General features: G+C 39.4%; 12 protein-coding genes. All 12 read left to right on the top strand.

Features of this window, described 5'->3' with window-relative positions; all coding sequences use genetic code 11:
• Positions 1-38: 38 nt before the first annotated feature.
• Positions 39-1394, top strand: a complete 1356-nt coding sequence (locus tag AC0LWM_RS04385) for an ABC transporter ATP-binding protein (RefSeq protein WP_474673685.1) — start codon at positions 39-41, stop codon at positions 1392-1394.
• A complete protein-coding gene (locus tag AC0LWM_RS04380) occupies positions 1391-5401 on the top strand; it encodes a glycosyltransferase (RefSeq protein ID WP_474673684.1) in 4011 nt (1336 codons plus the stop codon). The genes AC0LWM_RS04385 and AC0LWM_RS04380 overlap by 4 nt, the downstream gene beginning before the upstream one ends.
• Before the next feature lie 53 nt (positions 5402-5454).
• A complete protein-coding gene (lhgO, locus tag AC0LWM_RS04375) occupies positions 5455-6666 on the top strand; it encodes an L-2-hydroxyglutarate oxidase (protein ID WP_474673683.1) in 1212 nt (403 codons plus the stop codon).
• Positions 6663-7211 (top strand): dTDP-4-dehydrorhamnose 3,5-epimerase, encoded by a 549-nt coding sequence (gene rfbC, locus AC0LWM_RS04370; RefSeq protein ID WP_474673682.1) that lies wholly within the window; start codon positions 6663-6665, stop codon positions 7209-7211. The genes lhgO and rfbC overlap by 4 nt, the downstream gene beginning before the upstream one ends.
• 14 nt (positions 7212-7225) lie before the next feature.
• Positions 7226-8251 (top strand): NAD-dependent epimerase/dehydratase family protein, encoded by a 1026-nt coding sequence (locus AC0LWM_RS04365; RefSeq protein WP_474673681.1) that lies wholly within the window; start codon positions 7226-7228, stop codon positions 8249-8251.
• Positions 8252-8263: 12 nt separating this feature from the next.
• The gene (gene rfbD / locus AC0LWM_RS04360) at positions 8264-9136 is read left to right on the top strand and encodes a dTDP-4-dehydrorhamnose reductase (protein ID WP_474673680.1); all 873 of its coding nucleotides are present in this window, start codon (positions 8264-8266) and stop codon (positions 9134-9136) included.
• Between the two features lie 34 nt (positions 9137-9170).
• On the top strand, positions 9171-10037 hold the full coding sequence (locus AC0LWM_RS04355) for a glycosyltransferase family 2 protein (protein ID WP_474673679.1): 867 nt from the start codon (positions 9171-9173) through the stop codon (positions 10035-10037).
• Between the two features lie 34 nt (positions 10038-10071).
• Positions 10072-11478 carry an undecaprenyl-phosphate glucose phosphotransferase gene (locus AC0LWM_RS04350; RefSeq protein ID WP_474673678.1) on the top strand — a complete coding sequence of 469 codons (1407 nt, stop codon included), beginning with the start codon at positions 10072-10074 and terminating at the stop codon, positions 11476-11478.
• A gap of 27 nt (positions 11479-11505) precedes the next feature.
• Positions 11506-12249 (top strand): sugar phosphate nucleotidyltransferase, encoded by a 744-nt coding sequence (locus AC0LWM_RS04345; RefSeq protein ID WP_474673677.1) that lies wholly within the window; start codon positions 11506-11508, stop codon positions 12247-12249.
• A 300-nt stretch (positions 12250-12549) separates the two neighbouring features.
• The gene (locus AC0LWM_RS04340) at positions 12550-13659 is read left to right on the top strand and encodes an acyltransferase family protein (RefSeq protein ID WP_474673676.1); all 1110 of its coding nucleotides are present in this window, start codon (positions 12550-12552) and stop codon (positions 13657-13659) included.
• 242 nt (positions 13660-13901) lie between these two features.
• The gene (locus AC0LWM_RS04335; protein WP_474673675.1) at positions 13902-14180 is read left to right on the top strand and encodes an alpha/beta-type small acid-soluble spore protein; all 279 of its coding nucleotides are present in this window, start codon (positions 13902-13904) and stop codon (positions 14178-14180) included.
• A gap of 184 nt (positions 14181-14364) precedes the next feature.
• The gene (gene metK, locus AC0LWM_RS04330; RefSeq protein ID WP_474673674.1) at positions 14365-15564 is read left to right on the top strand and encodes a methionine adenosyltransferase; all 1200 of its coding nucleotides are present in this window, start codon (positions 14365-14367) and stop codon (positions 15562-15564) included.
• Positions 15565-15821: the final 257 nt, after the last annotated feature.

The raw sequence follows: 15821 nt of genomic DNA, 5'->3' as shown, positions 1-15821 counted from the left end.
ATGTTATATGAAACAAACAACTTTTTAGGAGACAAATTATGAAATCCGAAATTGCTATAGAAGTTAATCAAGTCAGTAAGTGTTATCAAATATATTCAAAACCAGCAGATCGATTAAAGCAGACTCTCCTCAGAGGACATAAAACATTTTATAAGGAATTTTGGGCCCTTAAAAATATTTCTTTGACATTAGAAAAGGGTGAGTCATTTGGCATTGTTGGTCGAAATGGTTCTGGTAAAAGTACTTTGTTGCAGATAATTGCAGGAACATTAATGCCAACAAGCGGATCAATAAGTGTTACAGGAAGGGTAGCTGCTCTGCTTGAATTGGGGAGTGGTTTTAACCCCGATTTTACGGGGAAAGAAAATGTCTATATGAATGCTACAATACTTGGATTAAATAAAAAAGAGATTGATGAATTGTACGAAGAGATCATTGCTTTCGCGGATATTGGGGATTTTATCGATCAGCCAGTTTCAACATATTCAAGTGGTATGGCAGTCCGTTTAGCATTTGCAGTTCAGGCTGTCATTCCTAAAGAAGTATTAATTGTTGATGAAGCCCTTGCAGTAGGTGACGAGCTGTTCCAAAGAAAATGCTTTGCAAAAATTGAAGATTTCAAAAAGCAAGGTGGTACCATCTTGTTTGTATCTCATTCAGGAGGTGCAGTGATAGAGCTTTGTGATAGAGCGCTGTTACTGGATTCTGGAGAGGAAGTTATTATTGGCCCGAGCAAACAAGTGGTTAATTTATACCAAAAACTGCTATATGCACCTACGGAAAAGAAAGGTGCCGTTCGTAAAGAAATCTATGAACTGGCAAAAAGTAAAAAAGAAAATCACGCCACGCCTGTTCAAACGGATGTGGGATCGGAGATAGACGATAATGTCGAATCAATGTATGATCCCTATTTGATTCCCAAGGAAACAATAAGGTATGAACCCGCAGGAGCTGAAATACTTAATGCAAGTATAACAGCATTAAAAGGGGAAAAGGTTAATCTTTTGCTCCCAGGCGAGCAATATATATTTACGTATAGCGTCAAGTTTTCGAAAACGAGTTATAATGTAAGATTTGCCATGTTGATTAAAACCTCCAGTGGGTTTGATTTGGGCGGGGCAGTTTCATCGAAATTGGGGGAAGGGATTCCCGTTATTCTTGAGGGGGAAACCGTTAATGTTCAATTTAAGCTAACCCCTAAACTGAATGCAGGTATCTACTTTTTGAATGCTGGTGTACTTGGGATGGTTGCTGAAGAAGAGATTTTTTTAGATAGGAAAATTGATATATCGGCTTTCAAAATTATAAGCAACGGTAATCCAATGTCAACGGCTATAATTGATTTTAATATTGAAGCAAATATCCTGAGCAATCATGGGAGGATCACTTCATGAGTATTTCAAATAGATCTACTGCAATTTGTGTGCTTGGTATGCACCGTAGTGGTACTTCCTCTGTAACTCGAGGGCTTAATCTAGCTGGCGCGTATTTAGGTAAGGAAGATGATCTCGTTCCCGGAAATTATGAAAATCCCGAAGGTTTTTGGGAGCATACCAAAATAATTGATATACATGATAAAATACTAGAATTTTATTCGAGTGCTTGGCATACCCTTGCGCCTCTTCCTCCGATGTGGTGGAAATCACCAGATGTAGTTCCATTCAAAGAGGAGCTAAAGTCATTAATTATTAGAGAGTTCATCTCCCATGATTTATGGGCGTGGAAAGATCCCAGAACTTGTCTTTTGTTGCCGTTATGGCTTGATGTGTTGAAAGAACTTAACGTTAATCTACGAATAGTTGTTGTTCTTCGTAATCCAATTGACGTTGCGAACTCTTTGTCCAAACGGGATTTATTCACAAGAGAAGAATCCTATGCAATGTGGGGATTAAACACATTAACATATTTATATCATGCTGAAAACACTAAAAAAGTTATAATTGAATATAACGAATATATAGAGAATCCTATGCCCATTCTTCATCAAACCTGGAATGGCCTCGGTTTACAATGGATAGTTGACGAAGAGTTACTCTCAAATCGATTAGCTGAATTCATTAAACCTTCTTTGCGCCATAGTAAGACGGAATATGATAATGATAATATGCCGATATTGATCAAAGAAGTCTGCAAACTACTAAGAAAAGCAAGTTTGGATATTTCATATGCAGATAAAATCGAATTTAAAGAAAGAATTATTACTTTGTACGATGATTATATAGAATACTCAAAAGTATTAGCATCATCGAGTAGAATACATAATCGATTTAAAATACAAATCTATTATCCAAATTCCGGAGCTTATACAGAACAAAATTCTCTAACCTTAGCCGGGAGGGCAGATGGACAATTTCATGAGTACCTTATCCCAATCTCCGCCGCGGCCAATGGAGCGATTAGGTTTGATGTAACGGATACTCCATCTTTTATTGAAATCGAAAACATCAATTTAATGCGAATTGACACCGAGCAAGTTTTCTATGAGTGGAGCAATAAGAATGGTTTTGAGGGAATCTCTTTTAAAGAAAATACTTTACTGCTTAATCGCAATAGTAATTGCCTCAAGCTTCTTGCACTAAATAGTGATCCACAATTAATTCTTGATGGTTATGGAGAAATCATAGTTCCTTCGGTAATTAGAATACGTATGCGTTCCGAGAAGCTGCAAGCGAGTATGATAGAATCTATTGTTCGTTTAACTGAAAATATGCAATCGAGTATTCGTTTTTTGAATGAACAAATTGAAAACAACCAGGTTGATAAACAAAATATAGAACGCGAAACTCAATTGTTAAATACTCGGATTAAGGATTTAGAGCTCCACCTGATTGCCAAACAAAATATGGAACGCGAAATTCAATTGTTAAATAATCGGGTTAAGGATTTAGAGATCGAACTGATCGACAAAAAGAATATGGAGCGAGATATTCACTTATTGAGTAAACGAAATGAAGATTTGAGGGCGGAAGTTGCTACTAAGGAAGTTGCCTACAATCAACAGATTGAAGAAAATGAACGGTTATTTGATAATATCAATCATAAAGATAGCGAACTGGCCTTGATTAAGAACTCTCATGGGTATCGATTTCTCTTACATTACTACTTACTTAGAGATAAGCTGCTTCCGATAAATTCTAGACGAAGGAAAGCCATGAAGCTTGCTTTTACTTTTCTAACCAATCCCAAGAGAACCAAAGGACTTTTAACTAAGTCTAATTTCAAAAAAATAATGTACCATTTAAAACGTGGAAACTATACAGCATTGCTTTCAAAAATGGAGAGCAAGGTAACGAGCGAGGTGAATAGTTTTCATTCGGAGCCATCTTTTGATGGAACTAATTATTTTCTACGATCCTTAAAAAAAGAAAATCGTTCTATATTCACAGATATAATGCCAACCGTTGATATTATAATACCAATTTATAATGCTTATGATTACACTAAAAAATGCATAGAAAAGGTGTACGAAAATACTGATATAACATATAACTTGTATTTAATAAATGACTGCAGTCCAGATCCGAGGGTTAAAGAGCTACTGGATTCATTAAATGGCAAAAAAAAGCCAAGTCAAATGCAAAATCTCGTAATTATTCATAACGAAGAGAATCTAGGTTTTGTTCGAAATGTAAATAAAGGTATGGCAATCTCAAGAAACCATGTTATTTTATTAAATACAGATACTGAGGTTCCAAAGAATTGGGTAAGCCGTCTAATAATGCCGATACTCGGGGACTATACAATTGCATCAGTTACCCCATTTTCGAATAGTGCAACAACATGTTCTTTCCCAAATTTCTGCGAAGATAATGAATTGCCGGAAAATCTATCAGTAGATGAGTTAGATCAACTATTTGAGAAATATGGCTCTAATATTCCAATTGAACTTCCCTCTGCTGTAGGCTTTTGTATGGCAATTAATCGAGGAGTTTTAGATAAGATCGGACTTTTCGATGCGGATGCATTTGGTAAAGGTTATGGAGAAGAAAATGATTGGTGTCTAAGGGCTCACCAAGCAGGATTCAGTAATGTTCTTGCCCCAAACCTGTTTGTTTACCATAAACATGGGGTTAGTTTTAGTCAGCGCACGGATAAAAAAAGGGAAGAACGGATGGAAGAAAATTTAAAAATAATCGATCAAAGATATCCTGATTACATCCCTTGGGTTCATCGGTTTATAGCTCAAGATCCTATTAAACCAGTACGAAATGTTGTAATTACTTCTATGATCTCTAGAAATGACAGCCACAAAGAAGGCGTTATGTTTATTAATCATAGTTTGGGGGGAGGCTCCAAATTTTATCAGGATCAATATATCGAGCAGGTTCTCAATCAAAAGAGAGTATACGTACTGGAATTGCGTGGCAATGAATATGTAATTATCGATAAAAATTACAAGCAGGAGATCATATATTCGTTACCTAGAAATGAGATTAACGATGTGATTTTTAACGAATTGTTGCAATTGATGAATATAAAACATATATTCATCAATCAACTTGTAACATATCCGTTGTTCGAGATAATGGACTATATACAATACTCTGAAGCAAAGTATACATTTTTTATTCACGATTATTTCGCCGTTTGTCCTAGTTATTTTTTGCTAGATGGCGATGGAAATCACTGTTTTGCTGAAACGGATCTTAGGAAATGTGCAAAATGTATTAAGAAAAATTTGATCACAGAACCTTGGATCAATATGAGTGCTGACACAATTAATATTCAACAATGGAGAAGTCGATTCCATCTATTTTTAAAGCAAGCAAGTCAAGTCATCGCTCCGAGCAATAGTACGAAAGATATTGTAAATCGTTATTATCCTGATCTACAAATTGATGTTCAAGAACATGTTCTTACTACACCAGTCCAATATACGTACAGACCTGAATTTATTCATCAAGATGAACTGTGTATCGCTTTTGTTGGTGCGCTAGGCGAGTATAAGGGTGCAAATATAGTCTATGAGTTGAAGGAAGAGGTTAAGCGAAATGGTCTTCCGATAAAAATTATAGTTATTGGAGTAACGAATCGACATCATGATTACTATGTTAGCGAGGATGGGGTTCTTGAAGTTACAGGAAGATACGACAACAAACAAATATCCTATTTGCTTGAGAAACATAGGATATCTATTGTTGTTATTCCATCGCTCTGTCCGGAAACATATTCCTATACAACAAGCGAATCAATTTACTCGGGTTACCCAATTATTACTTTCAATCTAGGGGCACCGGCAGAACGGGTGATAAGGTATGACGCTGGGTGGGTTGTGAATGAAATGACTGCTGGTGGAGTTTATAGTCTGCTTGAGCATCTGTACTATACTAGAGGTGAGATTGAGAAAAAGGTAGAGAATATCGCCAGTAATGTGCGTAAGCGAGTATCAATACTAAATTGATTTCCTAAATACATTGTAAAATAATAAACGAAACTAGTGGGGCTGTGCATCAAATGGAACGTTATGATTATTTAATTGCTGGTGCTGGAATCATTGGTCTGGCAATAGCGCGGGAGTTGCGCAATCGTTATCCTGATTCGTCCATTGCTGTGATAGAAAAAGAATCCGATGTAGCCATGCACTCAAGCGGAAGAAACAGTGGGGTTCTTCACGCGGGTTTCTATTATACTGCAGATAGCCTAAAAGCCAAGTTTACGAGGGATGGTAATTTAGCCTTAAAAGAATTCTGCGAGCAGTATGGATTAAAAATCAATTATTGCGGCAAGTTGGTTGTAGCCACGGATGAAGAAGAGCTTAAAGGCCTTCATGAATTGAAAAGAAGAGCCGATCTTAATGGAGTGGAGCTTGTTTGGCTGGATGAAGCCGAAGCACAGAGAATTGAACCGAATGTAAGAACATTTCAAAAGGCCCTTTACTCGCCCAATACGGCATCAGTCGATCCTGTTGAAGTTTGCCAGGCATTTAAGAAAGAAAATATGAACAATGGGATTTCATTTTTATTCGAAACCCAGTATATCGGGCACAACGGAGATAATATTATACGAACAAGCAGGGGGAACTTCTCTTGTGACTATTTTATTAACGCGGCCGGATTATATGCAGATTCAGTGGCACATCAGTTTGGTTTCGGGCAGAAGTATACGATTATACCTTTCAAAGGTATTTATTTGAAATATGCGAAAAATAAGTCCGATGTTGTAACCAATATTTATCCGGTACCCAATTTGAAAAATCCTTTCTTAGGGGTACATTTCACAAAAACAGTGAACAACGACATAAAAATCGGCCCAACGGCAATACCAGCTTTCTGGCGGGAGAACTATAAGGGGATGCACCGCTTTAAATTAAACGAGTTTTTTCAGATTTTATATTATGAATCGAAGTTATTTTTTAAAAATTCTTTTAATTTCCGATCGCTAGCCTGGAGCGAAATGAAGAAGTATATCAAATCGAATTTCATTAATTTATCGCTAAAAATGGTGAAACATATTGATCGACAAGGGTTCGGAGAATTCCTTAAACCCGGAATCCGCGCGCAACTATTGAACAAAGAGACGCTTGAACTCGTCCAAGATTTTGTAATTGAAGGTGATCGAAGGTCAATGCATGTATTGAATGCAGTTTCCCCTGCATTTACTTGCTCGATACCATTTGCAAAATTTGTCGTTGATGAAATTGAAAAAAACAAGGAGTGTGAAGTATGAAGATTATTGAAACAAAGCTTTCAGGCGTTTATATTCTTGAACCTAAAGTATTTGGTGATCACCGTGGCTATTTTATGGAAAGCTATAATCAAAAGGTTATGGATGAGCTCGGCTTAGAATATAAGCTTATTCAAGATAATCAGTCCCTTTCTGCTGAAGCTAGTACAATTCGAGGCTTGCATTATCAAATGAATCCGAAAGCTCAAACAAAAATCGTACGCGCTCTAACTGGTGCAATCTATGATGTCGTTGTTGATATCCGCCAAAGTTCTTCGACTTTTGGTCAATGGGTCGGCGTTATCCTATCGGCTGAGAACAAGAGACAGATTGTAGTGCCGAAAGGCTTTGCACATGGAATTTGTACATTGGTGCCCAATACTCAAATTATGTATAAGGTGGATGAATATTATTCGCCGGAGCATGACCGCGGGATTTTGTGGAACGACCCGGCTCTTGGTATTGATTGGCCTACATCCACTCCGATTCTATCGGACAAAGACAAAAATCAACCGTTATTAAAAGATGCAGAAATCAACTTCGAATAAAGGGGAAATAATAGATGAAAACAATTCTGGTTACTGGTGCAGGAGGATATATTGGTAGCGTCCTCGTACCGAAGCTGTTAGATCGAGGGTATCGCGTAAAAGCGTTAGATCGTTACTTTTTTGGAGAGGACAAGCTAGAAAATCACGAACGGCTGACGATTATCAAAGATGATACAAGAAGAATCAAAGAGGAGTACTTTGCCGGTGTCGATGCGGTCATTGACTTGGTTGCTATTTCAAATGATCCAAGCGGTGAACTCTTTAGCGAAGCCACCTATCAAATCAACCACATTTCAAGGGTGAGCACGGCAACCATCGCTAAGAAACTAGGTGTTACCCGCTATATTTTGCCATCGTCCTGCAGTATATATGGTTTTGTCGACAATGATGTCATTGTTGATGAACAATCGCCGACCAATCCACTTACGACCTACGCCAAAGCCAACGAAAAGGCTGAAGAAGGAGTACTTCCATTAGCGGATGAACAATTCACGGTTGTTGTTATGAGACAGGCGACAGTTTATGGCTACTCGCCGCGGATGAGGTTCGATCTTGCGATCAACGGCATGACGCTTGGAGCATGGAAGACTGGTGTAATCCCATTAATGCGAGACGGGTCCCAATGGAGACCAATGGTTCACGTGCAAGATACGACTGATGTGATGTGTTTATTGCTTGAAGCTGATTCTAAGGTAATTAATAAACAAATTTTTAATGTTGGATCTAATCGGAACAACTATCAACTCGGTAAGTTGGCTGAAGAAATATCCAGCGCTCTACCCAAAGAAGTTAAAATTGACTGGTACGGTGACCCTGACCACCGATCGTACCGTGTAAGCTTCGATAAAATTAATACAATGCTTAATTGGGAAGCTAGGTGGACGGCCGCAGATGGAGCCAAAGAAATATACGAAGCATTGGAAAGCGGAAAGCTTAACAGTATGGATCAAACGATTACACTCGGGTGGTATAAAGATTTGATTAAGTGGCATAAGATCATCAAGAGTATAGAGATGTACGGCGGTATTATTGATCTGTAAAGGAATGATATCATGGCAAAGATTCTGCTTCTTGGAGCAAACGGACAACTCGGAAGCGATGTTCAAAGGTGTTTTCATGGCTCTACACACGAGGTCTTTCCTGTTTTTCGAAAAGACATGGATGTTGAGACTCCAGATAAAATTATCGGTTTTCTTGAAGGATACCGAGATTTTGATTATTTAATCAATTGTACCTCTTACCATAAGACGGATGAATGTGAGGACTTCGCAGCCAAAGCTTTTACCGTAAATGCAATTGCTGTAGCCGAAATGGCAAAGTATTGCAAAAAAAACGGTAGAACACTTATTCACATCAGCACGGATTATGTATTTAGTGGACAGAAAGGTGCTGCCTACACAGAAGAAGATGCTCCTAGTCCGCTTAGTGTTTATGGGAATTCAAAGCTGGCAGGAGAATATTTTATACAGGCTTATCACGATCAATATTTTATATTTCGAGTTTCATCTTTGTTCGGAGAAGCCGGAGCAAGCGGAAAAGGTGGAAACTTTGTCGAAACGATGCTACGGATGGCAAGGGAAGGGAAATCTTTAAAAGTTGTCGCCGATCAAATCATGTCTCCAACACATACATTTGATATTGCCAAAGCGATTAAAACGTTTATAGATCTAAATGTCAATGATTATGGAGTATATAACTGTTCTGGAGAAGGCGAATGCAGCTGGTATGACTTTGCCAGAGAGATTTTTAAGCAAACAGGTACAGAAGCTGATTTGAGCCCTGTAACGACTGGCGAGTTTGTTACCAAAGCTAAGAGACCCGCTCGGAGCGACTTGGACAATTCGAAGTTGAACAGATATATTCAAATGCCTTCTTGGCAACAAGGGCTGAAGGATTATTTAGCACTTAAAGGACATCTCCAATAGGTGGAATTATAATAAATCCGAAATGGTGGATCCGATGGACTTAAGTATCATTATTGTTAGTTATAATACATGTGATTTGACTCTAAATGCAATTCGTTCAGTTTTTGCTTCAAAGACCAACTATCTTTTCGAGGTTTTTGTCGTTGACAATGCCTCGAAAGATCAGTCGGTGGAAAGAATCAGAGAAGAATTCCCACAAGTAAAATTAATTTCAAATACAGAAAATTTGGGATTTTCAAGAGCTAACAATCAAGCCATACGACAATCGCAGGGTGACTATGTACTCTTATTAAATTCTGACACGGTTATTGAAACAGATACGCTGGATATTGTTCTGAATTTTATGGAGGAAAATAAAAGGGTTGGTGCGAGTGGTTGTAAGATCGTATTGCCCGACGGCACGTTGGATAAAGCATCGCGGCGGGGGTTTCCGACACCAAGTGCTTCGTTCTATTATGTAACAGGCATGAACAGATTATTTCCAAAAAATCCGAGATTCAACCAATATCAGCTAGGGCATCTTGACCCAGATGAAATATATCCGGTAGATTGTTTGGTTGGGGCTTTTATGGTGGTTCGAAAGGAAGTTATAGAACAGGTTGGCCTCCTTGACGAAGACTATTTTATGTATGGCGATGATATCGACTGGTGCTATCGGATTAAAAAAGCCGGATGGGAAATCGTATATTATCCGAAAACAACAATTATTCACCATAAAAGCGCTAGTAGTAAGAATAAACCGGCCAAAATTATCTATGAGTTTCATAGGGCAATGCTGCTTTTTTATAATAAGCATTATAGAAAGAAATACAACTTAATTGTGACTTTACTTGTCTATTTAGGAATTTGTACTAATTTAAGTCTTGCGATGATTGTTAGACGATTTATGCCGACGAAATAACAAGTTCGGGAATCTGGAGGAGGAGCGTCGAGGAATGATAAGACAAAATCAAAGATTTTTGTCGCAAATTTATGCGATGTCTGACTTTTTCCTGGTTCAATTTGCTTTTCTCTTCGCGTGGTGGGTCAAGTTCTATAGCGGAATAATTTCCGGAGACATCGCGTTGTCAATGAAAACATACTTTTATTGGAGTCTTGTTTACGGAACCATTAGTATTATCGTTGGATATCTTGTTGCATTGTATTCACCAAAGCGTAAAAGAACATTTGCATTCGAGGCTTTTAAAATAATGCAAACGCACGCTATTAGTTTTTTCATACACTTGAGCGTCTTGTTCATCTTGAAGGAAGTCGATATTTCACGAGAATACTTGGTTATTTTTATTGTTACCAATATCGTATTAGTGAGTATTTTTCGATATTCGGTTAAACGGGGTTTACGTCATTTTCGTTCCAAAGGCTACAATAAACAGTTTGTTCTCATCCTTGGTGCCGGGACGTTGGGCAGGCGTTTTCATAAAAATCTTCAGCAACATTCGGAGCTAGGTTATGAGATTGTTGGATTTTTGGATGATTACCAGCAGGAGCATGATCCAAATGGTTCACTCTATAGACCAATCATAGGTAAGTTGGATGATTTGGAGAAGACACTCAATAGAACCATGATAGATGAAGTAATCATTGCTCTACCGCTTACTGCTCATGACAAATTCGGAAATATCGTCTCGATTTGCGAGAAAGCCGGCGTTAAACTCATGATTATCCCCGATTTCTTCGATATCTTGCCAGCACGTCCGCATTTCGACAACTTTGCAGGCATTCCGCTCATTAATGTACGTGAGGTGCCGTTGGATGAATTGCGAAACCGTTTATTCAAACGTATGTTTGATATAGTGTTTGCACTGGTGGTAATTATCGTCCTATCTCCATTGCTCTTGCTGATTGCTCTTGGTGTTAAATTCACCTCGAAGGGGCCAATTTTATTTAAGCAGGAACGAGTCGGCTTAAACCGGCGCATCTTTGCCATGTATAAGTTCCGATCAATGATTGATTTACCTAAGGATGTTTCGGAAACGCAATGGACGACGGAGAACGATCCTCGTAAAACGAAATTCGGCAGTTTTTTGCGAAAAACGAGTCTTGACGAACTACCGCAGTTTTTCAATGTACTGAAGGGCGATATGAGCGTTGTAGGGCCACGGCCGGAACGCCCCTTTTTCGTCGAGCAATTTAAGGAAGAAATCCCTAAGTATATGGTTAAACATCATATTCGTCCTGGTATAACCGGGTGGGCACAATCAAATGGGCTACGAGGCGATACGTCGATTGAAGAAAGAATTAAGCATGATATATTTTACATCGAGAATTGGTCGTTTTTATTTGATATACGAATTATTTACCTAACTGTGATCAATGGTTTTATAAACAAAAATGCGTATTAGGACTAAATGGATGGAGGCGGTCAACCGATGAAAGGGATTATTTTGGCAGGTGGTACCGGTTCTCGTTTATACCCGTTGACAAAAGTAACCAATAAACATTTATTGCCGGTTGGGAAATATCCAATGATCTACTATTCCATTCAAAAGCTTTTGATGGCGAATATAACGGATATTCTAATTGTAACCGGCAAAGATCATATGGGGGACGTCGTTAATTTGCTTGGCAGTGGCAGTGAATTCGGTGTGAGCTTAACATATAAGGTGCAGGATCAAGCTGGAGGCATTGCGCAAGCATTAGGGCTTGCAGAGCATTTTGTCGGAGACGATTCCATGATTGTTATTCTTGGAGATAATGTATTCTCAGATGAAATTGCTCCAATAGTTGAAAGGTACAATGAGCAAGGCAGAGGGGCTAAAATTCTGATCAAGCAAGTTGAGGACCCTGAACGATACGGAGTACCTGAACTGGACGGAAACAGCATTGTCGGCATTGAAGAGAAGCCATCTGCGCCGAAAAGCAATTATGCGGTAACCGGTATTTATATGTTCGATCGGCATGTTTTTGATATTATAAAAAAATTAGAGCCATCGGGACGTGGCGAGTTGGAAATTACAGATGTTAATAATGCATATATTCGTTATGGCCAGCTTACATACGACGTAATTGAAGGCTGGTGGACCGACGCGGGAACCCATGCTTCGTGGATACGTGCCAATGAGTTCGCGAAGGATTATTTGATGGATGAGCGCTTTGGGAAGCTGAAACCATGAGGAAAATTTAAAAAGCAATCATTCCTGCAGCCGGTCTCGGTTGCCTCCAATAAAAGAAAAAAAATTATGAATCGTGTATACATTAATCTGAGGCGAATCCGTGGTACCTGGTGCTATAACATATGCACCTAAATATTACACGTCAGAATTTACTTCAGACCCAACTCCATATAATGTGAATCGATAGACAACAATCAAGAAGCTAGAGTTAGAGGATAATCGACAAAAGGAAGTTGTTGATTGACAAACAGGAAAATGATAGGAGATAATGAACGGAAAAGCGGTAAAGGATGAGTTTTATTGTTTAGAAATGATAAAGTTGACGAATTACGAGGACTTTCTGCGATTTTAGTAGTTATTTATCACTTTTTCCTCGTTATGCAAATAAATAACGACGTGGTTAAAAATTTCGGATTCCTCGGCGTTAAACTTTTTTTTATCATCAGTGGTTTTTTGTTAGTTGCTTCTTATAAGAAGAATGTCGAAAGCAATGGTAAGTTAGTCGGAACAAAAATATATTTTAGTAACCGTTTTTGGAGGATTGTCCCGGCATATTACATCAATCTCATTTTTGTGATTTTGCTCGTTCCCATGTTTTTAGATTATAACTGGATTTTTTCAAAGGGATTTCTCTGGCAAGTTATTCAACATTTCTTTTTCATGGAGTATTTTATTGCAAAATCATTAGGATTCGGAATAAATAATTCGTATTGGACTTTGTGCATCGAAATGGTTTGGTATCTTGTGGTTCCGTTTATTTTTTATTGGTTTAACTCAATCGCAAATATCATTGTATTAACTGTCTTATCTATGTTGTATCTTGTTTTGTTGGAATTCGGATATTTGAATTTTTTAGTGGAGTTTTTCAAACCGAATCCAGTATTCAACGTACCGGTCAAAGAAACGATATTATGGCTTTCATATCAACTACCAGGGCAGTTTGTTTTCTTTGGTGCCGGGATATTGTTATGGAAGTCAATTAAATGGTTAGATAAAATAAACCCTCCTAAATGGTTGAGTTGGGTAATGGTTCTATCCAGCATAGCGTTAATCTGCGGGTCGCATTTTATAAAAGTCACATCAATGTTAGGACTTAATCTATATTACCTGCTTTTATCGGTGCTTATATTTATTGTTATATACCTAGCCAAAAACGCAAAAACGTTTCTCGCTTGGTTCGGGAAGATCTCCTACTCATTATATTTGTGGAACTACCCTCTACTAGTAGTTTTTAAAAAGATGGAGGTACTTAATTTCTTGTCATTAAAATACTTTGTTCTTCTATACATTGTTCTTCTTCTTGTGGTATCTTCAGTTAGTTATTACTTCGTAGAAGAAGTGGGAATACTAAGGAAAAATAAGAGGAGTAATAATAAAGTAATAGCAACTCAACCTGTTGTTAGCAATTGAACTGGGTGTGTTGGAGAATGGGTATACATCTCAAATTATAAAAGTGGTACCGAGTGATGTAGTGCAGTTTCTGAGTAGGAATAACCGTCTATTCGAAAAATTATAAAAATGGGCAATCTTATTTTACCGCCGCTAACAACAATTTATACAGTTTTCTTTCCTTAAATCTAACCATACTATAGTTACACCTTCCGGGTGAACATCACAATCGGCTTTCATGAAGCCGTGAGGAGGAACTGTGTATGGCGAGAAGTCGTAATAACAAAATCGTACCGGAATCGAAGCAAGCTCTGGATCAGCTCAAATACGAAATTGCGGCGGAGCTTGGTTTACCGGTCGGCAGAAGCGGCATCGGCAGCATGGATACGGAATTTGCAACCGAACTAGGCACTTTCACGGCGGGCTCTGTGAAGGAAGATTATTGGGGTCATATCGCTTCGCGCGATACCGGTGCTGTAGGTGGAACGATCACGAAAAGGTTAGTGCAGCAAGCGGAACAAGCGTTGCTTGGGTTGAAGTAATAATTGGACAATTGCACTTATTTTAACAGTCTGATTGATCGGGCTTTTCATTGACACGAAACGACAAATCCAGTAATATAACTATTTGAAGGTCTGTTGAACAACCTTTTCCAACCGGAAAAGGTTCATTTTTTGTGTAGCCGTCAATTATTTTTTACATACTATAGTTATGGAGGTCGATATTATGGCAATCAAAGGCCGGCGCCTGTTTACTTCCGAGTCCGTTACCGAAGGACATCCGGATAAAATATGTGATCAAATTTCCGACGCTGTGCTTGACGCTTTCCTTGCGAACGATCCGAATGCTCGCGTAGCTTGCGAAGTGTCCGTAGCCACAGGTCTTGTTCTTGTTATTGGCGAAATCAGCACGAAGGCGGATTATGTGGATATCCCTTCGATCGTGCGCAACACGATCCGCGAAATCGGGTATACGCGTGCAAAATATGGCTTCGACGCCAGCACTTGCGCCGTATTGACGTCGCTGAACGAGCAGTCTGCTGACATCGCGCAAGGCGTTAACTCCGCGCTCGAAACTCGCGAAGGCGATGCCGAAGCGGAAACAGCGAACATTGGAGCTGGCGACCAAGGATTAATGTTCGGTTTTGCAACGAACGAAACGCCTGAACTGATGCCGCTGCCGATCGCTTTGTCCCACCGCATCGCTCGTCGTTTGTCTGAAGTCCGTAAGAACGGTACGCTGGAATACCTCCGTCCGGACGGTAAAACGCAAGTTACGATTGAGTATGTGGATGACAAGCCCGTACGTGTAGATACGATTGTCGTATCGACACAGCATGCCGAAGAAGTGACTTTGGAGCAAATCCAGAAGGATATTCGCGAGCATGTTATTGCGCCAGTCGTTCCGCAGGAATGGCTTGACGATCAAACCAAATTTTTCATTAACCCAACAGGCCGTTTCGTTATCGGCGGACCGCAAGGCGATGCCGGCTTAACAGGCCGTAAAATTATCGTTGATACGTACGGCGGATATGCACGCCATGGCGGCGGCGCATTTTCCGGTAAGGATCCGACGAAAGTGGACCGTTCCGCAGCGTACGCAGCTCGTTATGTTGCGAAGAACATCGTTGCAGCAGGCCTTGCCGACAAATGCGAAATCCAGCTTGCTTACGCAATTGGCGTAGCGAACCCGGTTTCGATCAGCGTGGATACGTACGGCACGGGCAAAGTAAGCGAAGAGAAGCTGGTTGAAGTCATCAACAACAACTTTGACCTGCGTCCAACCGGCATCATCAAGATGCTTGACCTTCGCAAACCGCTGTACCGTCAAACCGCAGCATACGGTCACTTCGGCCGTACCGACGTAGATCTTCCTTGGGAGCGCGTCGACAAAGCGGAGCAGTTGAAGAAGGAAGCTCTGGCTTAATATTGTAACTATAGAGCCCGGTTGTTCGGAGTGATCCGAATGGCCGGGTTTTTTGCATGAAAGGCATCACACTCTATTTGAGCAAGTAAAGTGGACGTAAGTATAATTGCACATGTTCTCAGCAAGCTCTTATGTGAAAAGAGCTTTTTTGCTTATTCACAAGGATGTTGTCAATTTATGTTGAATAAACTTAGATTACGCCGGTAGTCCCTAACAATCGAGCGCCAAAATACCGAAAATAGAAGAGTATAAATAGA

It is taken from the genome of Paenibacillus sp. sgz302148, assembly GCF_056120465.1.
This window is presented reverse-complemented; position numbering and strand designations above follow the sequence as displayed.